This is a genomic window from Mesorhizobium sp. FG116, from assembly GCF_057809835.1.
The window spans coordinates 45,110-71,204 of record NZ_JBMDKS010000027.1; the positions used below are offsets into that span (position 1 = coordinate 45,110).

Sequence of the window (26,095 nt, forward strand, 5' to 3'; positions counted from 1 at the left end):
TCGGTCCACGGCTTGAGGTTTCGGATTCGCTCCTGAACAGCCTGCGAAAGCGGAACCTGTTATCATGATGTCGGCCCCGGCAAGTTCTGGCGAGAATCGTGGCCGTCGATCAGACAGGGGCCGCCATGAGCTCAATGCCAAACGGTTCGAAATGCTTCAGGTTCAGCGTGACCACCGTTAAATCATGGGCCTTCGCGGTTCCCGCGACGAGCGCATCGGCCATGCCGGGGCTGTGGCCGGCTGCCATCGCTTCCGCTTCGAGCTTGCCGGAGAGAGCTGAAACCGCCGCGTCTATTGGCAGGATCCGATCCTCGTATGTCGAGAACAGGCCGTCCATCCACTGCCTGAGACCGCTTGCCTTGGCGGTGGCGCCTTTTCGTTCGAGCAATATGATCCCGCGCTCGATCTCGTGGACCGTGACGACCGACAGGAAAAACTCGGCCGTCTTATCAATCTTGTTGAGCCAAGCAATCAGTTCCGCGGCGTTCCCGGCGCGCGAAGGCGACAGCAGGGAAACGATATTCGTATCAAGCAGATATGCGGTCAAAGATCGACATCCCGCGAAGGCGAGGCGTTGCGCTCAAATTCTCCACCAGGGAATGTCTTCAGGTAAGTGATGAAGCTGGTTCGACGAGGCTTCAGGGCACGCTGAGCAATCTCCGCGGCCTGCAAGGGGACCAGAGCAGCTACAGGCTTTCCATGGCGGGTTATCGTCACGAATTCGCCCTTGATGGCGTCGTCGACATAGCTGGAAAGACCGGCCTTCGCATCCTTCAGACTAACAGTGGGCATGCGCTTCTCCGCAAAGTGGTCACATATGACCATATATGCTCTTGAACACCTCGATGGTCAAGGGATGGTCACACAGCAGATTTTTGACCGAAGAGGGAGACCATTCCACCACCTGCTTCGCCTCTGCTCGATCCGCGGGATCTTGAAATCGCGGTCGATGGCTTGACGACCGATGCTGCCCGCATCAAGGACGGTGACAGGGCAATCATCGAGCGCTGGGCGGCCCCAGTTAACTGCAAGGGATTGTCCGACGTGTAGAGCCGCCGGTTTCACCAAGGTCTCCGCGCTTGGCGTGGAAGAACAGCGTGTCTGGGTTATCGGCGACTTAAGCTCGTCGCCCGAGACATGGACGGGCCTGGGAGATGGGTTACCGCGTCGAGGTCAAGATCATTGTTGACCAGAGCGATCAGGCGATCGTCGTGCCGATTGGAGCGCTTTTCCGTCGTGATGAGGGTTGGAATGCCGGAAGAGCTATCCGTGTCCCCTTGCGACCGGCGACGATTTCGGTAGCGTCTTCCAGGCGGCCGATCGCGGCCGGCTTTCCGGCCTCGACGGCGAACGCGACGGCTGCCTCGACCTTCGGTCCCATCGATCCGGCGGCAAACACCGTGGCGGAGAGGTCGCCCGCCTGAACCCAGCCGAGGGGACGGGCCTGCGGTGTCCCCCAGTCCAAATACACGGCATCGACGTCCGTCAGCATAAGCAGCATGTCCGCGCCGAGTTGTCGTGCCAGCAGGGAGGAGGCAAGATCCTTGTCGATGACGGCTTCGATACCGATGACGCCGCCGCTATCGAGGCTGATGACGGGGATACCGCCGCCGCCTGCGCAGATGACAATGACACCACGCTCGACAAGGAACGCTAGCACTTCGGCTTCCAGGATTTCCAGCGGCTTCGGTGATGGCACTACACGGCGCCATTTGTCGTTGTCGGGCGCGACCGTCCAGCCGCGCTCGGCAGCGAACCGTCGTGCCGTGGCTTCATCGTAGACCGGACCGATCGGTTTGGTCGGCGTGGCGAAGGCGGGATCGTGCGGATCAACCCGTACTTGCGTCAGGAGCGTCGCGACGGGCCTGTCCTTCACTACATTTCCCAGTTCCTGCTGGATGACATAGCCGATCATGCCCGCTGTCTCGGCATCAAGGACGTCGAGCGGATAGGGCGTGTCGGGCGTAGCCGCCGCCTGTAGCGCGAGTAGGCCTACCTGGGGCCCGTTGCCGTGCGTTATCACCAGCGAATGACCGGCCCTCACCAGATCGGCGAGCTCCGCGGCCGCTCGACGGACATTGGCGCGCTGGTTGTCGGCTGTCATTGGCTCGCCGCGCTTCAACAGCGCATTGCCACCCAGTGCGACGACGATGCGCATCCTCAACCACCGATCGTGGCGACGAGGATCGCCTTGATCGTGTGCATGCGGTTCTCGGCCTGGTCGAAGACGATGGAAGCTTCCGACTCGAAAACCGCGTCCTCGACCTCCATGCAGTCGATACCGTATTCGCTGGCGACATGCTGGCCGACTTCCGTTTCGGTATCGTGGAAGGCCGGCAGGCAATGCATGAATTTGGTGTATGGATTTCCGGTGGCGGCCATCAGTTTGCGCGTTACCCGGTAAGGCGTGAGAAGTTCGATGCGCTTGCCCCAGGCGCTTTCATCCTCGCCCATGGAAAGCCAGACGTCGGTGTAGATGAAGTCTGCGCCTTCGACGCATGCGCCGATGTCCTCGTCCAGTCGGAACTGACCACCGCCTCGCTCCGCGAGTCCCCGGACATGCGTGCAGAAATCGCTGTCGGGCCAAAGCTCGCGGGGCGAGGCGATGCGCATGTCCATGCCCACCTTGGCGGCCCCAACTGCCAACGAAAGGGCGACATTGTCCCGTCCCTCGCCGACGAAAGCGATCGTCATGTCGGACAAGTGCTTGTGAGTGAATTCGCGCATGGTCATGAAGTCGGCCAGGACCTGCGTCGGATGCGCTTCGTCGGTCAAACCGTTATAGACGGGCACGCCGGCATAGGCGGCAAGCAGTTCGGCCTGATGCTGGGAAAAGCCGCGATATTCGATGGCGTCGTACATGCGCCCGAGCACGCGCGCCGTGTCCTTCATCGATTCCTTGTGACCGATATGGCTGCCGGACGGCCCGATATAGGTGACATGCGCGCCCTGGTCGTACGCAGCCACCTCGAAACCGGAACGGGTGCGGGTTGAATCCTTCTCGAAGATCAACGCGATGGTCTTGCGTGTCAGGCGCGGAACTTCGATGCCGGTTTGCTTGGCGGCCTTGAGATCTGCTGCCAGCCTCAGGAGATAGCGGATTTCCGCGCCGGAAAAATCATCCAGCGTCAAGACGTTGCGGCCATGCAGGTTGACGGGCATCGGGTTTACTCCTCGGTCAGATCGGATCCCGCGCGATCGGGCAGGTCATGCAATGACCGCCGCCCCGACCGCGGCTCAATTCCGCGCCTTCGACGGTGATCACCTCGATGCCGGCTCGACGCAGCAGCGTATTGGTGTAGACGTTGCGGTCGTAGCCGATGACCACGCCTGGCTCGACAGCAACGACGTTGTTGCCGTCGTCCCACTGCTCGCGTTCCGACTGGTAACTGTCCCCACCGGTGGCGACGATGCGCAGCGTCTTGAGGCCAAGTGCTTCCCTGACCACCTCGGTGAAGGGCTTCTCCTCCTCGACCACGTCGACAGCTGCCCCGCCGTCACCGGGCCGCAGCGAGAAGGTGCGCAGCCGCTCGACGACCGGAGGATACATCGTCACGAGATCGCGATCGCAGAATGTGAACACGGTATCGAGATGCATGAAGGAGCGGTCGCGCGGCATCAGCGCGGCGATGACGCGGGTGGCCTCGCCGGCTGCGAACAGGCTACGGGCCAGCCCGCCGACTGCCTGCGGCGTGGTACGCTCACCCATGCCGACCAGCACGACGCCACCACTGATCGGCATGACGTCACCGCCTTCCAGACTGACGCCGGGGCCGGGATTGTCGGGTGACACGAAGGGCAGGCCGGCGTCGCGAAAGCGCGGATGAAAACGATAGACGACTTCGACATTGGCCGCCTCAGGCTTTCGCGCCGGCCAGTACATCGCGTTCACGGAGATGGACCGGTAGATCCAGCACGAACTGTCGCGGGTAAATAGCTGATTGGGCAGTGGTGGCAGTACGAAATCCTGCGGCAACAGGGTCTTGCCGGTGAGACCAGTCGGGCGAAACGGCAGCTCGGCCCGGGCAATGCCGCCGACCAGCACTGAGGCGAGATGATCCGCCGGCATCTCGTCCAGCCAGCCGCGCAATTCGCCCACCATGTCGTAGCCGACGACGGAAGCATCGACCCGGCGGTCGAGCAGCCAGTCGCGCGCCTCGGCGTCAGCCATTGTCTCGGCCAGCAATTCGTTGAAGGAGTGCACGGTCACGTGACGCTCGCGCAGCGCATCGACGAAGACGTCATGCTCCTGCCGCGCCCGCTTGACCCACAGCACGTCATCGAACAGCAGCGCTTTGCAGTTGTCTGGGGTGAGCCGGCGCAGGCTGAGGTCGGGCCGGTGCACGATCACCTCGCGCAACCGGCCGGTTTCGGAGTGGACGCCGAGATCTGTCATGTTTCATCCTTCGGGAAAGCCAGGCTGCGTCAGAGCGCACTGACGGCGCCGGTCCACATTTCGTAGGCGGCATAGAGGCCGACGGCGACGAGTGCGGCCGCGAGGACGGCCTCGACCGGATGGAAGACACGCTCCTGGTTCTCGCGCCGCGCCCAGACGTAGAAGATGATGCCGGGCGCGTAGAGGACAGCGCACATGAAGAGGTAAGAGAGCCCGGCGGCGTAGACGAGCCAGAGACCGTAGATTGTGGCCACGAGGCCCACAAGCAGCGCGCCGTTGCGGCTCTCGCCATCACCGTAGCTCTCGCCGGTGATGGCGAGCTTGGCCGCATAGGCGCCGGAGAAGATGTAGGGCACCAGGATGGCGGCCGAGGCGATGTAGAACAATGCCTGGTAGGTGCTTTGCGCGAACAGCGTGATGATGAGGAACGCCTGCACAAGGAGATTGGTGATCAGCAGGGATGTGGAGGGCACGCCGCGGTCACTTTCATGCGCGAAGAATTTCGGCATGGTGCCGTCCTTGCCGGCCACGTGGGGCACCTCTGCGGCGAGCAGCGTCCAACTCAGGAAGGCCCCCGCGACCGAGACGACCAGCGCCAGGTTGATAAGGATGGCGCCCCAAGGGCCTACGACCGCTTCCAGGACACCGGCCATGGACGGGTTTTTCAGTGCTGCAAGCTCGGGTTGGTTGATAATGCCGAGAGACAGCAGCGACACCAGCGCATAGAGCGCGAGGCAGGTGAGAAAGCCGAGCACGGTCGCGGTTGCGATATCCTTGCGCCGTTCCGCGCGCGCCGAGAAGACGCTGGCGCCCTCGATGCCGATGAACACCCACAGCGTCACCAGCATGGTGCTCTTGACCTGGCTCATGACCGAGCCGAGGCTGGCATTGCCGAGGCCGGAGAAGTCGGCGTTGAAGACGTCCACCTTGAAGGCGACGGCGATGATGCCGATGAACAAGACGATGGGCGCGATCTTCGCGATGGTGACCACGAGATTGACGATCGCAGCCTGGCGTACGCCGGCCAGGACAAGTACGTGGATGAGCCACAGCAGGACCGAGGCGCCGAGCACGGCTTGCCATGTATTGCCGTCGCCGAAGGCTGGATAGAAATAGGACAGCGCGGAAAAGACGATCACCGCATAGGAGACGTTGCCGATCCAGGCGCTGATCCAGTAGCCCCAGGCGCTGTTGAAACCGATGAACGGCCCGAAACCGGCCTTGGCGTAGGCGTAGGGGCCGGCGTCCAGTCTCGGCTTGCGCACGGCGAGCGACTGATAGACGAAGACGAGCGCCAGCATGCCGACGGCGGTGATGCCCCAACCTATCAGGATGGCAAGCGGCCCGGCCCCGGAAGCCATGTTCTGCGGCAGGCTGAACACGCCCGAGCCGACCATCGAGCCAATGACCAGCGCGGTCAGCGCGCCAAGGCGAAGCTTCGTCTGGCTTGGGGACGTGGCAGAAGCTGCGGAAGCAGCAGAGATATCGGTGGCGGCCATAGCGGATCTCCCAGAGTTCGGGCCATTTGCCGGGAGACTGTGCCGTTGCGGACAGTTACGCTTTGACGCGCGTCAAATGCTGCCTTGCGCAATTTTCCACCCGCAACCGGGCGGGTTGGAGATTTGCGGCAGGTCAATGCGGGTCCGTCTTGGTGCGATAAAAGCCTCCAAGACTTCACGGGGTTTCGCACGATGTTCAGGTTGTTGCTGGTCGCAGCTATATTGCTCCCAGGCGCGTTGGCGAGGGCGGACGACTTTGGGCAAACCGACTACGGGCGCAAGCTGGTCGCGCAGAATTGCTCACACTGCCATGCCGTGACGTCGACCGACAAAAGCAGCCATCCGGACGCCCCGCCGTTCCGCACCCTTTCCAGGCGCTATCCCATCGAAGATCTGGCTGAATCGCTGGCAGAAGGCATTTCGACCGGGCATCCGGAGATGCCGGAGTTCGTCGCTACGCCAGAGCAGGTCGGCGCCATTATTGCCTACATCAGGAGCATCAATCCGTGACACGCGATGACGGAATCCGTTCGGCGGCCCGTGGCGAGCCATTCCGGAGCATACTGGTCGGCATTGCTTCGGATGGCGGGGAGATACAGGCACAAGCCTTGGCACAGGCCATTGCGCTTGCCCAGGCGACTGACAGCGCCGTTTCACTCTACGTCTTCGCGCCGCACCTGGGTGCGCCGTTTCGCATGGCCGCCGCGACGGCGTCGGCGTGGCTCGCACAGGAGGCGGACCGTCTCGAAAAATCTACATCGTCCGTAACGCACAAGGCCAGCCAGGCAATCTCCGACGCGGGACTGCAGGTCGTCGCCGAACATGCGGGCTCGCCTTTTGACTCGCGATCCGGGCGGTTCGTCCAATTGGCGCGCGTGCATGATCTTGCGATCCTCGATGCCGCCGACATTTCCGATGCTTCGCAGCATACGGTGATCGAGGACGTTCTCTTCGACAGCGGCTGCCCCCTGCTTCTGTTTCCGCGCAAAGTCGCGACGGTCAAACCAGAGAGGATCGCCTTAGCCTGGGATGGCAGCGCCCGCTCGGCGCGTGCCGTCAAGGACGCCCTGCCTTTTCTTGTTCGAGCGGAAACGGTGGTGGCGGTTACCGTCGAGGGTGAAAAGGATCTCTCCCGGATGGCGCCCGGCGCCGATCTCGCCACATTCCTTGCCCGGCACGGCGTTGAATGCAGTCTCGCCACGCTGGCGGCAGAGGCGGGTGACGTTGCCGGACGACTTCGTTCTTTCGTAAGCTCGGAGGGCATGGAAATGATCGTCATGGGCGCATTCGTCCACTCACGCTTCCGGCAGGCGATTTTGGGAGGTGTCACCCAATCGCTGCTTGAGCATTCCCCGGTGCCCCTGTTCCTGTCTCACTAGGACCTGCCTGCATCCGAAGGTTCGCAAGCGGCGGCAGCCTAGGCTTAATGTAAAAGATCCAGCGATACCTTGACGATGCCGGGATCGTTCTTATCGACAGCAAGTTGAAAGCCGAACTCGCGACACATTTTCAACATGCCCGAGTTCTCGCTCAGAACCGTGCCGTAGACCCGTTTCAGACCGTCTGCCTTGGCAAAGTCGAGCAGATGCCGCAGCATCGTCCAGCCGAGGCCCTGTCCCTTGAGGTCACTGCGCACCAGCAATGCGTATTCGGCCGTCTCATGGTCGGGATCGGCGAAAATTCTTGCGACTCCGCATAGATTGCCGTCTCGGTCCAAAGCCACGAACGCCATTTCACGATCATAGTCGAGTTGCGTCAGGCGGATCAGCAGTTTGTCGGAGAAGTGCTTGCTCAAGCTGAAAAAGCGGAGCCGCATGTCCTCCTTGTCCATCTGCTCAAAGAAATCCGGATAAAGGGCCGCATCGGCTGGCCGGATCGGCCGCACGTGAAAAGTCTGGTCCCGGACCGTAACGTCCCTTGCCCACTCCGCCGGATAGGGGCGGATGATCAGTGCGGGGTTAGGGCCAGGCTGTTCGACGGTTTCCGGGTCGATCTCGAAGCGCACATCAAGCGCGATCACGCCCTCGGTGTCGGCAAGCAAGGGGTTAACGTCAGCTGCCACGATACATGGAAAGTCGACGATCAAGAGCGACAATGCGTTAAGGGCACGGATGATCAAACCCCGTTCCGCCGGCTTGCGTCCCCGGAAACCGGCAAGCAAGCGGCTGACTTGCGTCTGATCGATCAGACCGCCGGCCAGGACATCATCCAGCGGCGGCAGCGCAATTGCGGTATCGTCGACGACCTCCACGGCAATGCCACCTGTTCCGAACATGAGGATCGGGCCGAATATCGCATCACGACCGATACCCACAATCAGTTCTTGTGCCTGGTTGCGCTCTATCATCGGCTGCACGGCAAACCCGTCGATGGAAGCTCCCGGCGCATATTGGCGCAGATTCCGTTCGATGATACGGGCGGCATTGCGCGCACCGTTGGCGGTTTCGATATTCAGAACCACGCCACCGACATCGGATTTGTGCGAAACGGATTTCGAAAGCAGCTTGATGACGATCTTCTGCGAACCCTGCAAGAGGCGTTCCGCTGCGCGCCCGACGTCGTTTACAGACCTGGCTACGATGGTCTCCGGCACTGGAATGCCGTAGGCTTTCACCACTGCCTTGGCCTCGGGCTCGGTCAGCATGCGGCGATTTTCCGACGCCGCCTGTCGGAAGACGGAGAGGGCAGCGGCGCGGTCGACAGCTGTCCCCGCCGCTGCCGCCGGAACGCGCTGTAGCACAGTTTGGACTCGTGACCATCTGGTCAGGTGGTCGACCGCTGCGGCAGCGGCTGCGGGGGTTTCATAGCTCGGAATACCCGACGACTGGAGCAGCATGCGCCCTTCGCGCGCGGTGGCCGCACCCAGCCAGCAGGACAGAACTGGTTTGCCGGCGATGAGGCCTTTTTTCACCGAAGAGGCGACCGCAGCGGCGGCCTCGGCGGAGGACGCGATGCCGGTGGGACAGTTCATGACCAGCACCACGTCGACGGAAGCATCTGCTGCGACGGCGGCGACGGCCGTTCGATAGCGCTCGGGATCGGCATCGCCGATGATGTCCACCGGATTGGCTCGCGACCAGTTTGCCGGCAGCATCCGGTCAAGCGTCTTCAGCGTCTCGGTCGACAGTTCGGCCAGCTTGATGCCGAAATCCATCAGGCGATCGACAGCCAGCACACCGGCCCCGCCGCCATTGGTGACGATGCCAACCTGCGTCCGTTCCAGCGGTGCAAAACGGGCGATTGTCTCGGTTGCGTCTAACAATTCGGAAAGGTCATTGATCCGCAGAATTCCGGCGCGTCGCAGTACGGCGTCCACCACACGATCGGCGCCAGAGAGCGCTCCCGTATGTGTGGCCGCCGCCCTGGCTGCTTCGGCGTGACGCCCCGGCTTGATGGCTATGACGGGTTTTGCCCGTGCGGCTGCGCGCGCCGCCGACATGAACTTCCTGGGACTGGGAATGGATTCGAGATAGAGGATGATGGCGCTGGTCTTGGCATCGCCGGCGAGCAGGTCCAGACAGTCGGCAACGTCGACATCGGCCATGTCGCCAAGTGAGACGACCTGCGAGAACCCCACTCCATTATCGGCCGCCCAGTCGATCAGCGAGGCCGCGATCGCGCCCGATTGGGACAGAAGCGCAACATCGCCAGGCGCTGCCGCTATGTGGAAAAAGCCAGCGTTGAGATTGGCGTGCGGCAGCATGAGGCCGATGCCGTTCGGCCCGATGATGCGCAGGAGATGCGGCCGGGCGGCATGGAGCATCTTCTGCCTCAAGCCGTTCCGTTCGGTAAGGCCGGCGGAAAGGACCACCGCTGCGCGCGTACCCTTGGCACCGAGATCGCTGATGAGGCCGGGTACGGTGTCGGCCGGTGTCATGATCACGGCCAGATCGGGTACCGCGGGAAGATCCTTCACGGCCGTGTAGCAGGGGCGGCCATTCAGCTCAGTGTATTTCGGATTTACAGCCCAGATTTCGCCCGCAAAACCGCCCTTGAGGATATTGTCGAGCACGACCGTTCCGACCGATCCTGGTCGGGAGGATGCTCCAATGACGGCGATCGATTGCGGGACGAAGGCATGATGCAGGTTTCGGATCGTCACCTTTAGTTCTCCGAGAGGACAGAACTACTCATTATCCTGTTTGACTAGATCCTCGTTGACGTCAATCAAGGTGCGTTGCTGGCTTTGCGCAGATCTGAAAGACAGATATCCTGCGCCAAATGCAAACGAGCGGGTGTGACACCTTAGTGCCGATGGTGGTTGTGACTGCGACTCAGCCTTGAACTTTGCGCGTCAATTTGCAAATGCCTTGCGTGGAAGGCCATGCACTTCGCAATATTGGCGCTGATTCAATGCGCATGCTTCCCGGCCGGAACGTGCGGTCTTTTCTCGCTGATCTTGCGTTTCGCCGGCGCGATGTCGCTGGTCGATGGGGATGATCGGCTGGAATATTTTTACGACTGTCCGCGTCGCGACTGGCTCGGGCCCACGACGTTGCCTGCGTGCGCGACCCGGCACGGCAAGCCGGAAAATTCCGCCTGTCGCGGTGAGTGGTCGCTGTACTGCGCATGATCGATCCCAATACGTTGGTAAGCGATGCTATCCAGCTGAAGGTGCGGCGAGTGAGTTCTTCGTCAATGCCGGCGACAAGGTTGCCTCTATCAAACCTGAGTCGAAAGGGTCGGCAATCACTTAACGATCAGCACTGGCACGGGACTGTTAGCTACAACCTCCGCGGCTTGACTCCCAAGGAGCAGTCGTTTTACACCTCGCCGGCCGTGAGAAGCCATTACAATAAGATTGCAGCCGGCTTCCTGCGCCGTTGCCAGTATGGCAGCCGCGCCTCTGGCGTCAGGCACATGGACCGTGTCAGCGACGATTCCCATCCGTTCCGCAATCGCTTTGATAGACGCGAGCAACTCCTCCGCAGTTTTCTTACTTTCCGCTTGATAGCGCGTGATGTCGTCCGCCGTTACATGCCAGGCAGCTACTCCCGTAGGAAACGGGAATGCTTCGGTGGCCGTAACGATCGTGACCTTGCTCCCAAGTAATTTTGCCAACGATAGGCCGTGATCGACGCCGTTCTGCGCAAAGGAAGATCCGTCTGTCGGTATCAGGATATGTGTATACATTGATAGCCTCCGGAAATGAGTTAGGGAACTGAGGTGGATGGAACCACAAGCAGGGTTGGACCGGCAAGCGGATCAAACCGTCGCGCTCTCAAGCACGGTATTGGCGATGTATGCGGTGCAGCGTCCTGCCGATTTATGTGATTGCAGCAAAAAAGACCGCCGAAGCGGGGAAAGATTTTGAAGGTGTGAGGCCCAGCCCAGGATGTGCCTCAAAATGGCGGCGAGCCGGGCCTCATGACGCTCATTAGGAATGAACAGCTATCGCAGATTAGCCACCACACAGCCAGGTGGCAACAAATAACCAGGGTGGGCCGGGTATCGCGACGATCTCCAACAACGTGCTACCGGCGTCCCTGAACCCCATCCGCGACCGTCAGACCTTCATGGCCGCGAATGTCTTCAACTGGATTATCGCCGACACGGACGCGCCTGCAATGAACTACTCGATGCTGCTCGGCGCCTAGGGCGAGGCCGGCCTCTCCTGCTCCCGCCACCGCTACGCCGCCGAATCCCTCAACCCGATCGATTCCGAGCCCTTGAGAAAAGCTCGGGCTTCGATCGTGGTACAACGCCACAGGTCGCGGCTTCCACGACATTCGAATGAGGCGCAGGCGGGTGAACAATTTGGCGGCGGCTGCAAGTATGTCAGCCGAAATGCTGTCGGGGAAAGAGAACGGGGAACATTTCACCATCCCTCGGTGACGACTAACTTACCTGCCTGAGCTTGGATGATCTCGCCGCAAGGGAGACGGACACTCAATGTCTGTCTGCTGGAAAGTACTTTGCTGATGTAAAGCTTTCCCGAGCCCTTCTTTGAGACTCTTTCACGTCGACTATGGGGCACGGATAGGTCTGGCCGAGTACTATGCCTGCACTAGCGCACACGCCCTCGGGTGCCTCGAACGGCCTGTGAATCCAGGCATCGGGCATGTCAGACAGTTCCGGCAGCCACCTTCGCACGAACGTTCCGTCTGGATCAAAGCGCTCGCCCTGCAGCAGTGGATTGAAGATACGGAAATAGGGCGCTGCATCCATGCCGCATCCAGCGATCCATTGCCAGTTGCCTGGGTTGCTGGCCACATCAGCGTCGACCAGCGTGTCCCAGAACCATCTTTCGCCGAGCCGCCAGTCGATGAGCAGGTTCTTGACCAAAAACGACGCCACCAGCATGCGCACCCGGTTGTGTATCCAGCCGGTTGCCCACAGCTGGCGCATGCCGGCGTCGATGATCGGAATGCCGGTGCACCCTCGCGTCCATGCCAGGAACCCCGGCTGGTCGTTGCGCCATCCGAGCCCTGCCAGATTGTCGCGCATTGCCACGTTGGCGATGTCGGGGCGATGATAAAGCTGGTGGTAGTTGAAATCGCGCCAGATCAGTTCGGACAGGAACTTTCCGATAGCCGCGCCCTTTTCGGCATGCTCGGCGGCAACCGCCTGCGCAGCATGCCAAACCTGCCTCGCACTGATCTCGCCGAAGCGCAAATAGGATGACAAAGCCGACGTGCCAGCTATTCCGGGATGGTCACGGTCCTCGACATAGGTTTCGAGTGCCTCGTCGAAAAACCGCTGCAGCTCCTGGCGCGCCACGGTTTCGCCAACCGACCAATGCCGTTCAAGCTTTTGCGCCCATTTCGGCAGATTGGCCAATGTCGCTCCGTCGCCATCCTCCGCAGCCAAGGGATTCTTCAACGGAAACGCGATCGGCCACTGTCGCACCAGCTTGGCGAAAGGTGTGTAGACTTGGAACGGGCTGCCACTGCCGGTCTTGACGTTCCAGGGTTCGACGAGGAGGTTGCCTATAAAGGACGTCGCCGCGATACCGGCATCGTGCAGCATCGCCTTGATGATGGTGTCGATTTCGCGCGCCGGCGGTGCATAGCGGCGGTTCCAAAACACACCTGTGGTGCCGAGTTGCCGGGCCGTCGCCAGCACGATCTCCTGGGGGTTGCCGGTCTCAACCACCAGCTCAATGTCAGCAGAAGCGAGCCTCGGAGCGATCGATGCGAGGCTTTTTTCCAGCCTCCACGAGGCAGCGGCGCCCAAAGGCCGTAAGCCGGGGGCTTGCTCATGCACATAAATAGCCGCAATGCGACCGCCCCGGGCTACCGCGGCATCGAGAGCTGGATTGTCGGCCAGTCTAAGGTCATCGCGAAGCCAGACCAGGGAACGAAACGTCATGGCAACCCCCGACCGAAGGAGCGGCAGAAGAATTCGCCGGCCAATGGCGCCGGCAGGGTCCATTGAACCAACTGCCAAATTTCAACGTAACAGAGGTGTATATCGGATTTTCCAAGGAAACGGCCATGCACGGAAATGTACACGTCGACAGGCAGACCAAAACCGGAACGACGACTGGTCGATCGGCATGGGTGACCGGGGCCGGCGCAGGCATCGGTCGCGCACTGGCGCTGCGGCTCGCGGCGGAGGGGTGGAACGTCGCTGTCAGCGCGCGGACGGCACGAAACCTTGCCACGCTTGCCGCCGAATCTCCTGGTCGCATCCACCCGTTTCCGCTGGACATAACGAATGCTGAGGCAGTGAGCGCGACCGTCGCTCGCATCGAGGACGTCATGGGGCAGCTCGATCTGGCGGTGCTGAATGCCGGGACCTATGCTCGCGACTCCGCCGCGCAATTCGACGCCGTTGCCTTTCGCGCCACGGTCGAAGTCAACCTGATGGGCTCCGTCCATTGCCTGGGCGCGGTGATTCCGCGCATGCTGGCGCGGCGTTCGGGACACATCGCCGTAGTATCCTCGGTGGTCGGATATGTGGGCCTTCCGGGCGCCGCCGCCTACGGCGCGACCAAAGCCGCTCTCATCAATATGTGCGAAGCGCTCTACCCCGAACTTGCCGCACACCACGTGCGCCTCAGTCTTGTCAATCCGGGTTTCGTCGACACACCGCTGACGCAAAAAAACGACTTTCCCATGCCGTTCCTGATTTCGGCCGAAGCGGCAGTCGATCACATCATGGCTGGGCTGAAATCGCACCACTTCGAGATTGCCTTTCCCTGGCAGATGGTCTTGTCGATGAAGCTTCTCGCTGCATTACCTTCAAAGCTGCGCTTTGCGGTGGCGCGTCGTATGGTTCGCAACTAACCGACGCCCCCAATCAGTCTGGTGCTAGCAGGAACTGGCCAACGTCGATCCAGCCGGTTCGGAAACCGGTCGCGCAATAGTGCAGATAATAGCGCCACATCCGCTTGAAGCGCGCATCGAAGCCGAGTGGCTCGATGCGATGCCATGCGGCTACAAACGCTCTGTCCCATGCGAGCAGCGTCTTGTCGTAGTCGGCACCGAAGAATTTTTGATCCAGCACTGCCAAACCCCGCTCCGCCGCGACAGAAGTAAAGGCCGTTGGAGACGGAAGCATGCCACCTGGAAAGATGTAGGTCTGGATAAAATCCGCGTTGCGGCGATAGTTGGTGAAATGTTCGTCAGCAATGGTAATCACCTGGATCATGGCGCGCCCGCCAGGTTTCAGCAGTTCCCGCAGCGTTTCGAAATAGGTCGGCCAGTTTTCCTCGCCGACTGCTTCGAACATTTCGATGGAGACGATCTTGTCGAACCGCCCTTTGCAGTCGCGGTAGTCCTGAAGCCGAATCTCCACCTTGTCATCCAGATCGGCCTGCGTCAGGCGCTCCCTGGCGAACTCGGCCTGCTCGCGCGAAAGCGTGAGTCCGGTCACCCGGCAGCCTGTCTCGCCCGCCGCATATTCGGCAAAGCCCCCCCAGCCACAGCCGATTTCCAGAACATGGTCGTCGGGGCCAAGATCGAGCGCTTCGACGATGCGGGCATATTTGGCCCTTTGGGCACTGGCCAGGGACTGTTCTTCGCCCAGGAATATCGCCGAAGAATAAGTCATCGTCTCGTCTAGCCAGTGACGAAAGAAGTCGTTGCCGAGATCGTAGTGGAACGCGATGTTGCGTCGGCTGCCGGCGCGCGTGTTGGCGCGAAGCCGATGCCTCAGGAATGCGACCAGCCTGGCTGGCCACGATGCGTCGAGGACAGCGCCAAAGGCAGCTTCATTGGAATTGCCCAACTGCAACAAGTCGCCGAGGTTGGGCGTGTCCCAGTCGCCGTCTAGATAGGCACGGGCAAAGCCAAGGCTGCCACCGCTTGCCAGCTTCCACACCAGCTTACCCGAGCGGACGTTGAGGCTTGCGGACGGACCAGGCAAAGCGCCCAGCGCAAAGTGGGTGTCACCGTTGGGAAAACGGATGGTGAGCTGGCCTGCGACGATCCTGTCGGCCCAGCCACAAAGCAATCGCGCCCACAGTGGCCTGCGAACGCTCCTCGCAGCAACCGACCTTCCTTCAACATTGCTCATGGATGCTCTTGTCCCGATATTTTTCCCACGACGATAGTAGTGGCGACCCTGTTGGTGGCAGAGCGATGCCGGTGGACGGGGATGCCCTTCCACCAGATACGCAGCGCCTCAATATGAATGCCCACGGTGACCTTGAGTGTCATCAGCGGGTAGCGGATCAGCGCGCGCATAAGCGAACGGTCTGACATCGGCTCACGGCGACCGGAAAACGACGCGATCAGAAGCGGACCTTCGGCGTCCGATTCATCAATGCGCACCAGCACCTTGTCGCCAGGGGGCTCGATGTGGAAACGGTAGGAGCAGGCCATCGGCATGAAGGGCGACACGTATAGTTCTTTGGCGCAGCCTTGCCGCACTGGCCCTGTCGCGCCATCCTCGACCGGAATGACGTAGGTGTGGCGCTCGCCGAAGGTGTTACAGACCTCGTAGAGAATGGCTCTCAGGGCACCGCCGGAGGCATGGCAGAAATACACCGTCAGCGGATTGAAGACGTAGCCGAACATGCGAGGATAGCAGAGCACCCGGATGCTCATGCCTTCCTCCAGCCTGTCGGCTTCGCGCAGCCGGGCTTCAATCCAGGCGCGCAGACCGCCGGCGCTTCCGTCGCCATGATCGGCATCCCAAAAGCTCAAGATGGCGCTGCGGTTGTAGCCGAAGAGACAGGACGAGGCGCTAATGGCCTTCAGTTCGTCGAAATCGAGCAACAGCGAAAAGACGCGGTAATTCATTCGGTGCCGGCGTGGCCTAGCGCGCGCATGCATTACCTCGCCAAGAAAAAGCGCCGACTGGCCGCTCATTCCGCTGCCTCCATCCGAGGCCGAAGCACGATCCGCCCGGACTCGTCGCGGACCCGCCAAGGCCGTCGCACGTTGGCGACGCTCTCGGCGGCGGCAAGACCTGACTGCAATCCGTCCTCGTGGAACCCGAATCCGAAATAGGCACCGCAGAACCAGGTGTTTCGCCTGCCCTGAAGACGCCAAAGCTGTTGCTGGGCGTCGAGAGCGCGCTGATCGAACAGCGGATGGGCATAGCTATAGCGTCCGATGACCTTCGATGGAGCAATCTCACGGGTCGGATTCAGCGTCACGAAAAGCTGGTGGCGCATGTCGAGGTTCTGCAGCCGGTTCATCCAGTAGGTAACGCACAGCGGTTGGGCGGTTTCGTTCCTGCTCTCGCCGATGTAGTTCCAGCTCGACCAGACGCGCTTGCGCTTCGGCATCAGGTTTTCGTCGGAGTGCAGCACAGCCACATTGTCCGTATAGCTGAAGGCACCGAGCAACTCCCGTTCTTCACAGTCGGCGTCGGCCAGCAGACGGGCTGCCTCATCGGCATGGGTAGCAATCACGACATCGGTGAAGGTGTCGGCGTTCCCTGCCGCGTCGGTAATGACGACTCTGCCGTTCTCGCGCGAAATCCTCGCCACCTTCGCGCCGAGACGAATGCCATCGGCAAAACTTTGGCTCAGGCGCCGGACGTATTCGTGGCTGCCGCCGAGGACGGTTCGCCATTTGGGGCGATCGGCCAGACTGAGCAAGCCGTGGCTGGCAAAGAACCTGACGAAGGCAAGAAGCGGATAGGCGCGCATTTCGTTGGCCGTTGTCGACCAGATCGCCGCTCCCATCGGCAGAAGATGGTCCTCGATGAAGGCCGGAGCGTAGTCGTTGCGATCGAGATATTCGCCGAGGGTGACGCCGTTCAGGTCCAGTCGAGGCAACAGGGTCGGCGCCTCGCGGTAGAAGCGCACAATGTCGCGCATCATCCGCCAGAAGCGCGGCCGCACGACATTGCCCCTTTGCCCGATCAGTCCGTTGAGACCGGAGCCTGAATATTCAAGTTTGCCGCCCTCGAGGGAGGCTGCGAACGACATATTGGAGGCCGCCGTCGGCACCCCGATTTCCTCGAACAGGGCAACCAGGTTTGGATAGTTTCGCTCATTATAGACGATGAAGCCGGTATCGACAGGAAGTACCCCGTTCTTCGTCGGAACCATAATCGTGTTGGAATGGCCACCGAGGCGTTTTTCGCTCTCATAGACGGTCACGTCGAGCTTTCGACTGAGAAGCCAGGCAGCCGAAAGGCCCGAAATCCCGGAGCCCACGACTGCCACGCGGCGTGCGCCATCGGGCAATTCCGTGCTTTTTTCGATTTTCACGTGCGACTTTCCGATCCAGCAATGCCTTTTTTCATGATACGAAGCGGAGGTGTTACCGGATTGGTCGGAGTCAAAATTTCGTGAGCCGGTGATCCGACGGTCATCAGGTGGCGTATCGGGGACATGATCTCGATCGCTCTCAAAATTGCACCGGATGGGCATAAACGGTCTATATCGGAGCATTGGCGTCACTCCGCGCCACGGAATTGCGAGTTGGGAAGGTTGCGTATGGCCCGCAAGTCTGATGCCGACCAATCACCTGACATGGTCGCGCTGCTCGGTGCGGTCGGTGCACGGCGGGATCTTGAAGCTTTTGAGACGCTTTTTCGCCACTTTGCGCCGCGCGTAAAAGCCTACATGGCACGTATGGGTGGCGACGGTCAGCTGGCCGAGGAGCTGATGCAGGAAACCATGATCGCGGTCTGGAACAAGGCTGACAGGTTCGATCCCGCAAAGGGCGCGGTTTCCACATGGATTTTTACGATTGCGCGGAATCTGCGCATCGATGGGTTTCGGCGTGAGAAGCGGCCGGACTTCGACCCAGACGATCCCGCCTTCGTGCCTGATGACGTTGCCCCCGCCGATGCCGAGCTCGATGCGCGGCAAGCGTCGGAGCAACTCCATCAGGCGATAGCGGCGCTGCCGGTGGAACAGGCGGCGCTGCTGAAATTGTCTTTCTTCGAGGATCAGTCGCACAGCGCGATCGCCACGCGCCTGAATCTTCCCCTGGGAACGGTCAAGTCGCGCATGCGCCTCGCCTTCGACAAACTGCGGGCCGCGCTCGCCGCATCTGGAGACGTATCGTGACCATCCGTCACCATATCAGCGACGATCTGATCGTAAGCTATGCCGCGGGCAGCCTGGCTGAAGGCTGGAGCATTGCGGTCGCCACTCACCTTGCGCTTTGCCCATCGTGCCGACGTCGCCTGACTGTGGCGGAGAGCATCGGCGGTGACTTGCTCGAAACCATGGGCGATGAGGCCCCTGTGGACGATTCCTGGGCCAACGTGCGCAGCCGGCTGCAGCGGCAGGCCTTAAACCCGGCGGTCACTTTGCGAAAGACTACGCCTTCAGGGAACAGCGACCGATTGCCAGAGCCGTTGCGTTCCTATGCCGGGGGCGACATCGGCACCCTCAAATGGCGCGCGCTCGGGCGCGGTGCCTACCAGATTCCGATCAGGACGTCGGACCGCGAAACCAATGTGAGGCTGCTGCGTATCCCCGCAGGCAAGCCGGTTCCGGAGCATGGTCACGGTGGACGTGAGCTGACGCTGGTACTCGCCGGCAGCTTCGTCGATGGCGACGACATCTTCGCGCGCGGCGACATCGAGGATGCCGACGCCAGCTTGACGCACCAGCCCGTGGCCACCCCGGACGCCGACTGCATCTGTCTTGCGGTGACGGACGCTCCACTGAGGTTCCGCAGTTGGATCATGCGGGCTATCCAGCCCATACTGGGCATCTGAGCAGGTGCCCCTCCCAAGAGCAGCTGAGAGCACCGATGATCGCCAGTTATACCACCGCCTACATCACAACCACCGTCGTGTTCTTCGGGCTTGATTTCGTTTGGCTGTCGACCATTTCGACCAACTTCTACCGCAGCCGCGTCGGCGCCCTGCTTCTCGAGCAGCCGAACCTCGGCGTCGCCGGTCTGTTCTATCTCGTCTATGTCGCGGGCATCGTCCACTTTGCGGTGATCCCAGCGGTAAATGCAACGAGTTGGACAACGGCGGCGGTCAACGGCGCTCTGCTTGGGCTCGTGGCCTACGGCACCTATGACATGACCAACCTGGCCACATTGAAGAACTGGTCCGTCTCGGTCAGCATCGTCGACATGGCGTGGGGGATTGTGCTCACCGCGACCGCCGCAACCTGCGGTTATTTTCTAACCACCTTGACGCTGACAAGACCGGGCTGATCATCTCGTACGCGGCGCGGTAAAGGGCGACGGTCGACAATCCAAAGCCGGACCGCCCATTCTGGACGGCAAGTCAGTTCATCGTCACGACGCCAGCGGTCAGTGCGGTAGCCAACGCCATCCATGCCGCATATGGCAGGAAAAGCATAGCCGCAACCCTGTCTCTGTTCCAGGCAACTGCGATGAAGGCCAGAACCGCCACCAATGCTGCAAAGACAACAACAAGAGCCAAACGCGGTTGCTGAGCCCCGAAGAACACGGGCGACCATAGAAAATTCAACCCCATCTGAACGAACCACAACGTCATCATAGTGCTGCTTCCGTCGCGGACCCAGGATCGCCAGCCAGCAATGGCTATGATTATGTAGAGGGCTGTCCAAACAGGGGCGAAGACCCAATTGGGCGGCGTAAACCACGGCTTGTTCAAGTTGGCGTACCATTCCCCCGGCAGCGTGGCGTAGCCGATGAACATACCGATCAGAACGACCCCCAGTACAAAGAGCATCAGGGACAAAGCTTTCGACATCAGGGATCTTTTCCTCCGGCAGTTGGGAGCACGGTGCGGACAACGGCCGCAGGCGCCTTTGGTTCTCCTCTAGAAGTCTTGCTTTGCCCGGCTGCGCTGTCGATGCGGGCCTGCAATGATCGTTGCGCTTCTTCGCCGAGCGGAAAATTCCACATCAGGGCAATGGCGGCTGCCTTGGGCAGAATGGGGAACCAGGCATACAGAGCGGACAGGGTTGCAAGCGCAGTATGCGGCATGTTGTGGGAGCCGGTGCTGTCAAAACCTGACCAGGCTAGAATGGGAAAGACCAAGCCAACGCTTAGCGCCAGTGACAGCTTTGTCGCCAGCCCCCAGGCGGCGAAATAGAGCCCCGAACGCTGCTCGCCTGATCTTGCTGTGTCATAGTCAATGACATCGGCCTGTATGGCCGGCGGCAAGGCGAGGTCGAAGCCGAGAAGGAGGCCCGTTGCCGCGCAGATCATGACGAACGGTAGAATGTCACCCTCACCCAGAAAACCGGCAAAGGTGAACACCACGCAGGCGACGGTCATCGCAACGCACCATATACGATGCTTGCCCGCTCTTCCCGCAAGCCAGACGGCTACGGGCACGCCGAGGATTCCGCATAGGAAATAGAGGAAAAGTAGCGGGCCGCGCAGTTCAGGAGCACCGAGGCGCTCGGAGACGAAATAGAGGAAAAGCGTCGCCGGGATCGCGTTGGCAAACCCATTGAGCACAAACGCGACGATGAGCCGGACGAAGGGCACGTTGCGGACCATGAAGCGCAGGCTATCCGCCACGCTCAACTTCCTGGTCGAGCGATTGGCCGGCTCCGGTACGGTCTGGACCGCAATCACGCTAGCGGTCGGCAGGAGAAACAGTGTCAGAACGGCGAGGGCAGCTAGGCCGTGGAAGCTGTTTACCTTGTCGAGGCCGACCGCGAAAGGGAGTACAACCGCAACCAGCATTCCGGTCAGCGTCGCTCCTTCGCGGAGGGCCGACACCACCGAGCGCCCCTTGTAGTCCGTGGCCAGTTCCGCGCCCCAAGCGGTGTAAGGAAGCAGCGTTGCGGTATAACCAACCGAAAGCAACGTGCCCCAAAAGGCGAGATAGCCAAGGGTGGCATCCGGCGACGGCCAGAAGACCATGAACGCAGCAATAGCCGTCACTGGCACGGACAGCAGAAAGAATGTCCGCCTTCGCCCCGATTTTACAAACAGGCGGTCGCAGAGCCAGCCGATCAGCGGGTCGCTTGCGGCATCAAAGAGACGGATCAGCAACAGAATTGCGCCGACTGCCGCGAGAGGAAGTCCGAGATTCTGCGCATAGAATGTCGGTACAATGACATAGAGCGGTAGTGAGAGTGCCGCGAGCGGCATGGCCGGCAAAGCATAAGCCAACAATATCGCTGTATGCCCCAACGGGCGGTCTTCAGACTTTGTCATCTAGTCGCCGATGCGCGCGGTGCCCGAGGCGCCGTCGTCACGCAACCAGGAAATCCTGCCTTCGCCGAGTGAGGTGATCTTGAAGCAGAACTGGCGTCCCTTGTACCAGGTTGGCCATTTCTGGCAAAGAGAGTCGTCCTCCACCCACCAACGGCCCTCCTCCTTGGGCGCAAACATGCTGGCCGCCGAGATGCCCGAGACATCGCCGACGACAACACCATCCATACGGTATCGCAGCGGCAGGGAGATACCGAATGGCGTACTCAGCCGCACGGTCTCACCGGCGATCAGCTTCTTGATCCCAGAACCATCCAGTTCCTCGGCTGACGAGACACCAGCGGCCAGGCTAAGCGTCGACAGCAGAAGCACAAAGCGGCTTGTCTGCACAGGATTTGCCACAATCAAGTCCCTAATCTTACTACAGTTTCCATGTTTCCGGCTTTTAGAGACCGGCCTCTTAGCGGCGTTGAAATTCTACGCGCGTCAGCGCGACCGGCAGTCCGAACTTGGTCACGAGAGCCTTGTTGAGCACCGTCCCATCGTCCTGCAGCCTCATCGTATCGTAAAAGCGCACGCGGTTGCTCTTACCCATGGCGTCGAGGTCGACCAGGTAGCTGAAGCGAGCCGTATCGCCCCTGATCGTCACCAGCGTTCCGCCGATCACGTCCTCGCGTGTGCCGCGATATTTGTTCTTGCCGATCTTTTCGAAGCGCCACGTCTTGCGGTCGCGCTCGCCATCGTCGTAGGCGAAGTCTTCCACCAGCGTCAGCGTCTTTCCATTCCACTTTCCCAAAAGGTCGACCGTAAATCCGCGCTTGACGCCGTTGATGGCACTGAAGCTACCCACAGCGGATGTCTTGCCGATGAAGTAGCCTTCAAGTGAAAAGTCGCCAGCAGCAGCGGGTGACAAACCAAGCACAAATGTTATCGCAAGGCCTAGAAGGCCAATTTTCCTGCCGTGCATCGCATGCCTCCAACCTCTCGACAACTTGCACTCGGATGTTGATACGGCACCATGTTCCAGCTGGATCACTGGCCACACTGTAAATCGGATTTGGCGACCGAGTTTAACCCGCCCGTCGCGCGTTACATTGCAGGGCCGAGATAGCCCCGACGGCTAATATCGTCCCGCTCTCTCTTATGCCTCTCGTTTTCGCAGCCGCTTTCGGAGGTCGGCCCGGCGCCGCCCACAAGGGCTTGCCAAATCATCAATGGTTGATCGGAGCACAGAGTAGATGACTGGGTGGGCAAACCGCTGACGGTCGATATTGCCAACGCCCATATGCTCTGGCGCCAAGGCACGAACTCCGGTTCCGCCCTGTCTGTGAAATCGCGCAGAACGGTGACCCTACGCAGATCAAGCTTATTCTACTGATTTCATTGCGAAAATGGTTGCGAGTTGAGGGGTCTCAGACGGGCCTTTCGTGACCCTCAAAATCTCGGGAAGAGCAACTGATCAACTACTTGAGCGTTCTCGTGCCCACGGTCACTGTTCAGTGCAATTTCACACCTAGCGGGCGGGGTTTCGGTCTTCTTGCTTGCTATATAGCGACTTCGCGCCCGGGATGCGTCGGATTCTCGGCGGAGAGTGGTGCGAAACGCATCGTTCTGATGCGGGAACAATGTTCGCGGTTAACGTTCCTGATCGCCGTCAGGATCGTTTTTCGCGTACTGAAGGGCATTTCGACCTCTTTTGCTCGGCGGGGTTGAGGCATGTTCGTGGGCAGGAAAGGAGACTTCATCCATGAATGCCAAGGAACTTCTCGACAAGATCAAGGAATTGCCGAACAAGCCCGTGGACGTACCCACGGCACCGCCGGTCGAACTAGTGGCCATGGTGGTGCGCTGGGGTCGGCATCTGAAGCAATGGAAGGCGACGACGCTGGCCGATTTCGCGCGTGTTTCACTGTCGACTGTTGAGCGGGTCGAACGCGGAGACAAGGTCAGCAGCGAGGCTCTTGATCGCATCGCACAGGCGCTCGGCTACGAGCGGGGTGCCTTCACGATGCCGCGCATGCCGATTGGCCAGGAAAAGGCGACCGAGCAGATTGTCGAAACCTACGGCTATCTCGAACCAGTGCCGGTATCGCCGATGAAGACACACAAAGCCGTCCGCGAGGCCGCCAAGTGCCAAGCCTATCTCATCCACCGGCCGGATGTGTCCGACACATATGACGACGACATCGCCAATCTCGGCGAATGGCTCGACCTGGCCTCGTTCATTCTCGCCGATATTGTCGAAGATCCCATGCCGTCCGAGCGCGGGCGGCGCGATCTTTACAATGACATTCTGAAGTGCGTGGCCGAACTCGAGCGCCGTGGGCTTACCGTGCTGTCGGGCGTTATGGAGCGCCGCAACCGGGGCTTTCCGACTGGAAGGTTGCCATCATTTCGGTGACACCACGCCTTACCGATCCTGGTGCGCCCAAGCGCCGCCATGTCATGGTCGACCGTCGTTGCGTTGCCTGCAAACTGGTCGTTTACGTAACTCGACGGCAGCGACGGCCCGCGACGATTATCAGGATGTTCACTGCGGACCATGTTCCTTCGGCGCGCAGGCCGCCGTCCGAAAGTCCGCCAGACGTTGTGCTGAAGCGCCAGAGCAAGCCGTACGGCGGCTTCGTATGGGCACGGGTGTCCTTGTTGCTCGACCCTAAATTGCTCTTCGAAGATTGCCTCAAGCAGTCCGAAAGGTCCGCGCCATCTCGAGACGATGAACCGGAACGGATGGCAGTGATGCTGTTGCGTTCGCCGTTGCGAGATGCCTGCGCGCTAGATGGCACAGATGAGCTTGGTCTTTCCATTCTGGCCGGGAATGTAGCGCTGCTGGACCATGACCCGGCGCACCGGGTTACCGCCAAGATGGCGCGCGTCGTGCACGCTGTCGTCAAAGGTTGGTTCCGACTACCGGCCCTTCGTTGAAGGGCGGGTGCCAGGTGGAAGAACCTCTGTCAGCTAAGGGCCGTGAGGGCATCGCTTCGATGACCCTGTAGATAATGTTCGGGTCTTCCGCCTGGATCAGAAGCTCGTGTTGAGGACGGTGAGGGCCGCCTCCGTGCGTACCCTTTGTTTGCTATGGACGAGACCTTTTCCCTTGCCGGTGGAAGCCGCCTGTTTCGACGACTTGACCAAAGTCATGCAGCGAGAACATGCTGACGGATAGAGAGACCTTGACTGCAGGCTCCATTTCGTTCCGCGCTTAGGACGTTGTCGGAAAGCAGCCGCGGCCTGTGGTGAACATGGGCCTGGTCGCAACCCGATGCCGTGAGCGCCAGATCCAGTGTGTCGGTGACGTCCTCGGCACGCATGGTGGAGCACAGCGTCCAGGCGATGATATAGCGGGAGACGTCGTCGAGGATGGTGGAGAGATAGACCAGCCCCAGCCGATCACCTTCAGAAGGTGAAGTCGGTCTGCCAGAGCTGGTTGGGCGCAGTCGTTTTGTCATGGAATTCGTTGGCCGCCTTGATCACGATGAAAGCTGGGCGGGTGATCAGGTCGTTGGCCTTGAGCAGGCGGTAGACCGAGGCCTCCGAGACAAAATAGCTTTCCGTGTCGGTGAAGGTCACGGCCAGTTCGCGTGGCAACCATTGCGGCTTGTCCAGGGCAAGTTCGACGATCTGGTCCGCTCCGGTGGGGTTTTTCTTTGCCTACTCCGCGCCGCCTCCGGGCGGCTTTTTTGTTGCTCCCCTGCCATCAGGTGCTAGAATGGCCTTGCTGTCTACCGGCAGTGTGAGGCTCGGCCCGTCTCTTGCTGAGAGGCACACCCTGGGCCGGGCCTCGTCCCGTCCAAAACCTCCCCCGCTCCGGCGGGGGTTTTTGTTGCGCGCGATTCGGCGGGCGGTGGCGGCCTTGTCTATTGGGATATTCCGCAAGAATGCAGCCGATCCGGGTGGCCTTTATGCATTCGGGTTGTAGTTTTCCAACATCCGATCCGCTGAAGATAACTGGCGATAAAACTCATCCAACATCGCGTTGATCGCGTCCATCCGTTCACTGGCGGCCGAGAACACCTCTTGTGAGGCTCCGCGGGTCTTGGAATCCTCGACATTCTCCAAGATCAGGTCGAGGCCGTCATAGAGATACCGGGCGCGGGCCAAGGCTTCCTTGATATCGATTACCTGTTTTCGTAACGGGTCGAGGACTTCACCTAGATCGAGCATGGACGCTCCTGATGTTGCAAGCTTGAGACTATTTATCATAACGACCCCTACAACGCGAAAGCGCTGGCTGGATCAGCGCTGCCGTTGCCACCGCTCTTTTTCCTAAACCCCTTGCGACCTTTCCACCGGCAGAACGCTGGTATTTTCATTCTATCGAAAATGCGAGAAAAGCAGAGGCGCGACAGCGCCCGCTGAAGCGAAGCGAAAGCGGTCCTTTCAGTTTTCTCTTTTGTTTTTTTCTCGGTGTTTTTCTCTGTCTAGGTCTCTGTTTATTGTCTCTGTATCGATACGGTTCCGATACCGTAGGCATAGGGTATGGCGTTTATCATCGCCCCTCCCGCCCATGAAACTGGATTTGAGCAGGTGCGAGCCGTTCGAGAACGAAGCGTCGAGCGGGTTCGTCGCCGACTCACTCTTGGCGGCCTCTCATGGTTGAGGCAAAGAAACATCGGCGCATCGCCATCCTTGGCTGGGGCTCGCTGCCGTGGGACAAGCGTCCCAGTTTCGACGAACAGCACGACGACTGGCAATTTGACGGACCTGCCTTACCGCCGGAG

The 26,095-nt window shown here is 60.5% G+C and carries 26 protein-coding genes and 1 pseudogene; 9 read left to right on the forward strand and 18 right to left on the reverse strand.

Going from position 1 to position 26,095, the window contains the following annotated elements; translation table 11 throughout:
- Positions 1-109: 109 nt before the first annotated feature.
- From ACODTY_RS18930 to arcD, 6 genes are all read right to left on the reverse strand, one after another.
- Positions 110-547: a type II toxin-antitoxin system VapC family toxin gene (locus ACODTY_RS18930; protein WP_488995754.1), complete on the reverse strand. Its 438-nt coding sequence runs from the start codon at positions 545-547 to the stop codon at positions 110-112.
- On the reverse strand, positions 544-792 hold the full coding sequence (locus tag ACODTY_RS18935) for a type II toxin-antitoxin system Phd/YefM family antitoxin (protein ID WP_488995755.1): 249 nt from the start codon (positions 790-792) through the stop codon (positions 544-546). The genes ACODTY_RS18930 and ACODTY_RS18935 overlap by 4 nt, the downstream gene beginning before the upstream one ends.
- A gap of 406 nt (positions 793-1,198) precedes the next feature.
- Positions 1,199-2,158, reverse strand: a complete 960-nt coding sequence (gene arcC, locus ACODTY_RS18940; RefSeq protein WP_488995756.1) for a carbamate kinase — start codon at positions 2,156-2,158, stop codon at positions 1,199-1,201.
- Between the two features lie 2 nt (positions 2,159-2,160).
- Positions 2,161-3,162 (reverse strand): ornithine carbamoyltransferase, encoded by a 1,002-nt coding sequence (gene argF, locus ACODTY_RS18945; RefSeq protein WP_488995757.1) that lies wholly within the window; start codon positions 3,160-3,162, stop codon positions 2,161-2,163.
- Positions 3,163-3,178: 16 nt separating this feature from the next.
- Positions 3,179-4,396, reverse strand: a complete 1,218-nt coding sequence (locus tag ACODTY_RS18950) for an arginine deiminase (RefSeq protein ID WP_488995758.1) — start codon at positions 4,394-4,396, stop codon at positions 3,179-3,181.
- Positions 4,397-4,425: 29 nt separating this feature from the next.
- A complete protein-coding gene (gene arcD / locus ACODTY_RS18955) occupies positions 4,426-5,895 on the reverse strand; it encodes an arginine-ornithine antiporter (protein WP_488995759.1) in 1,470 nt (489 codons plus the stop codon).
- 123 nt (positions 5,896-6,018) lie between these two features.
- On the opposite strand from arcD, the gene ACODTY_RS18960 reads away from it, so the two are divergent.
- A complete protein-coding gene (locus ACODTY_RS18960) occupies positions 6,019-6,405 on the forward strand; it encodes a c-type cytochrome (RefSeq protein WP_488995760.1) in 387 nt (128 codons plus the stop codon).
- Positions 6,402-7,274, forward strand: coding sequence for a universal stress protein (locus ACODTY_RS18965; RefSeq protein ID WP_488995761.1), 873 nt, complete (start codon positions 6,402-6,404; stop codon positions 7,272-7,274). Before ACODTY_RS18960 ends, ACODTY_RS18965 begins: the two co-directional genes overlap by 4 nt.
- Positions 7,275-7,318: 44 nt before the next feature.
- Here ACODTY_RS18965 and ACODTY_RS18970 read toward each other — a convergent pair whose 3' ends face one another.
- A complete protein-coding gene (locus tag ACODTY_RS18970) occupies positions 7,319-9,997 on the reverse strand; it encodes a bifunctional acetate--CoA ligase family protein/GNAT family N-acetyltransferase (protein ID WP_488995762.1) in 2,679 nt (892 codons plus the stop codon).
- A 222-nt stretch (positions 9,998-10,219) separates the two neighbouring features.
- Here ACODTY_RS18970 and ACODTY_RS18975 point away from each other — a divergent pair, with 222 nt between their 5' ends.
- The gene (locus tag ACODTY_RS18975) at positions 10,220-10,468 is read left to right on the forward strand and encodes a hypothetical protein (protein WP_488995763.1); all 249 of its coding nucleotides are present in this window, start codon (positions 10,220-10,222) and stop codon (positions 10,466-10,468) included.
- A gap of 116 nt (positions 10,469-10,584) precedes the next feature.
- On the opposite strand, the gene ACODTY_RS18980 is transcribed toward ACODTY_RS18975, so the two are convergent.
- Complete coding sequence (locus tag ACODTY_RS18980; RefSeq protein ID WP_488995764.1) at positions 10,585-11,028, reverse strand: universal stress protein; 444 nt, start codon at positions 11,026-11,028, stop codon at positions 10,585-10,587.
- Positions 11,029-11,315: 287 nt separating this feature from the next.
- On the opposite strand from ACODTY_RS18980, the gene ACODTY_RS18985 reads away from it, so the two are divergent.
- A complete protein-coding gene (locus tag ACODTY_RS18985) occupies positions 11,316-11,492 on the forward strand; it encodes a hypothetical protein (protein ID WP_488995765.1) in 177 nt (58 codons plus the stop codon).
- A 292-nt stretch (positions 11,493-11,784) separates the two neighbouring features.
- Here the strand turns inward: ACODTY_RS18985 and ACODTY_RS18990 are convergent, their stop codons facing one another.
- Positions 11,785-13,206, reverse strand: a complete 1,422-nt coding sequence (locus tag ACODTY_RS18990) for a cryptochrome/photolyase family protein (protein ID WP_488995766.1) — start codon at positions 13,204-13,206, stop codon at positions 11,785-11,787.
- 125 nt (positions 13,207-13,331) lie between these two features.
- Here ACODTY_RS18990 and ACODTY_RS18995 point away from each other — a divergent pair, with 125 nt between their 5' ends.
- Positions 13,332-14,126: an SDR family NAD(P)-dependent oxidoreductase gene (locus tag ACODTY_RS18995; RefSeq protein WP_488995767.1), complete on the forward strand. Its 795-nt coding sequence runs from the start codon at positions 13,332-13,334 to the stop codon at positions 14,124-14,126.
- A 13-nt stretch (positions 14,127-14,139) separates the two neighbouring features.
- Here the strand turns inward: ACODTY_RS18995 and ACODTY_RS19000 are convergent, their stop codons facing one another.
- From ACODTY_RS19000 to ACODTY_RS19010, 3 genes are read right to left on the reverse strand one after another with little or no spacing between them, the layout of a single operon-like run.
- Positions 14,140-15,357: a class I SAM-dependent methyltransferase gene (locus ACODTY_RS19000; RefSeq protein ID WP_488995768.1), complete on the reverse strand. Its 1,218-nt coding sequence runs from the start codon at positions 15,355-15,357 to the stop codon at positions 14,140-14,142.
- Positions 15,354-16,154: a DUF1365 domain-containing protein gene (locus ACODTY_RS19005; protein WP_488995769.1), complete on the reverse strand. Its 801-nt coding sequence runs from the start codon at positions 16,152-16,154 to the stop codon at positions 15,354-15,356. The genes ACODTY_RS19000 and ACODTY_RS19005 overlap by 4 nt, the downstream gene beginning before the upstream one ends.
- Positions 16,151-17,509 (reverse strand): NAD(P)/FAD-dependent oxidoreductase, encoded by a 1,359-nt coding sequence (locus ACODTY_RS19010; RefSeq protein WP_488995770.1) that lies wholly within the window; start codon positions 17,507-17,509, stop codon positions 16,151-16,153. Before ACODTY_RS19010 ends, ACODTY_RS19005 begins: the two co-directional genes overlap by 4 nt.
- Before the next feature lie 264 nt (positions 17,510-17,773).
- On the opposite strand from ACODTY_RS19010, the gene ACODTY_RS19015 reads away from it, so the two are divergent.
- The 3 genes from ACODTY_RS19015 to ACODTY_RS19025 are packed head-to-tail and all read left to right on the forward strand — an operon-like array spanning position 17,774 to position 19,427.
- Positions 17,774-18,316 carry a sigma-70 family RNA polymerase sigma factor gene (locus ACODTY_RS19015; RefSeq protein WP_488995771.1) on the forward strand — a complete coding sequence of 181 codons (543 nt, stop codon included), beginning with the start codon at positions 17,774-17,776 and terminating at the stop codon, positions 18,314-18,316.
- Positions 18,313-18,975 carry a ChrR family anti-sigma-E factor gene (locus ACODTY_RS19020; protein ID WP_488995772.1) on the forward strand — a complete coding sequence of 221 codons (663 nt, stop codon included), beginning with the start codon at positions 18,313-18,315 and terminating at the stop codon, positions 18,973-18,975. Before ACODTY_RS19015 ends, ACODTY_RS19020 begins: the two co-directional genes overlap by 4 nt.
- A 35-nt stretch (positions 18,976-19,010) precedes the next feature.
- The gene (locus tag ACODTY_RS19025) at positions 19,011-19,427 is read left to right on the forward strand and encodes a DUF2177 family protein (protein WP_488995773.1); all 417 of its coding nucleotides are present in this window, start codon (positions 19,011-19,013) and stop codon (positions 19,425-19,427) included.
- Between the two features lie 73 nt (positions 19,428-19,500).
- Here ACODTY_RS19025 and ACODTY_RS19030 read toward each other — a convergent pair whose 3' ends face one another.
- Genes ACODTY_RS19030 through ACODTY_RS19045 form a run of 4 tightly spaced genes read right to left on the reverse strand, consistent with a single transcriptional unit; the run spans position 19,501 to position 22,341 of the window.
- Positions 19,501-19,953, reverse strand: a complete 453-nt coding sequence (locus ACODTY_RS19030; protein ID WP_488995774.1) for a TspO/MBR family protein — start codon at positions 19,951-19,953, stop codon at positions 19,501-19,503.
- Positions 19,953-21,377, reverse strand: a complete 1,425-nt coding sequence (locus ACODTY_RS19035) for an MFS transporter (RefSeq protein WP_488995775.1) — start codon at positions 21,375-21,377, stop codon at positions 19,953-19,955. The genes ACODTY_RS19030 and ACODTY_RS19035 overlap by 1 nt, the downstream gene beginning before the upstream one ends.
- Positions 21,378-21,776, reverse strand: a complete 399-nt coding sequence (locus tag ACODTY_RS19040; protein WP_488995776.1) for a hypothetical protein — start codon at positions 21,774-21,776, stop codon at positions 21,378-21,380.
- Between the two features lie 58 nt (positions 21,777-21,834).
- Complete coding sequence (locus tag ACODTY_RS19045; RefSeq protein ID WP_488995777.1) at positions 21,835-22,341, reverse strand: DUF3833 family protein; 507 nt, start codon at positions 22,339-22,341, stop codon at positions 21,835-21,837.
- A gap of 780 nt (positions 22,342-23,121) precedes the next feature.
- Between ACODTY_RS19045 and ACODTY_RS19050 the strand changes: the two genes are divergently transcribed.
- Entirely contained in the window at positions 23,122-23,775 is a 654-nt protein-coding gene (locus ACODTY_RS19050; protein ID WP_488995778.1) for a helix-turn-helix domain-containing protein, read from the forward strand.
- Positions 23,776-24,583: 808 nt separating this feature from the next.
- Here ACODTY_RS19050 and ACODTY_RS19055 read toward each other — a convergent pair.
- Positions 24,584-25,001, reverse strand: a pseudogene (locus tag ACODTY_RS19055) (DDE-type integrase/transposase/recombinase); the annotation flags it as partial.
- A gap of 273 nt (positions 25,002-25,274) precedes the next feature.
- Positions 25,275-25,538 (reverse strand): hypothetical protein, encoded by a 264-nt coding sequence (locus ACODTY_RS19060; protein WP_488995779.1) that lies wholly within the window; start codon positions 25,536-25,538, stop codon positions 25,275-25,277.
- Positions 25,539-26,095: the final 557 nt, after the last annotated feature.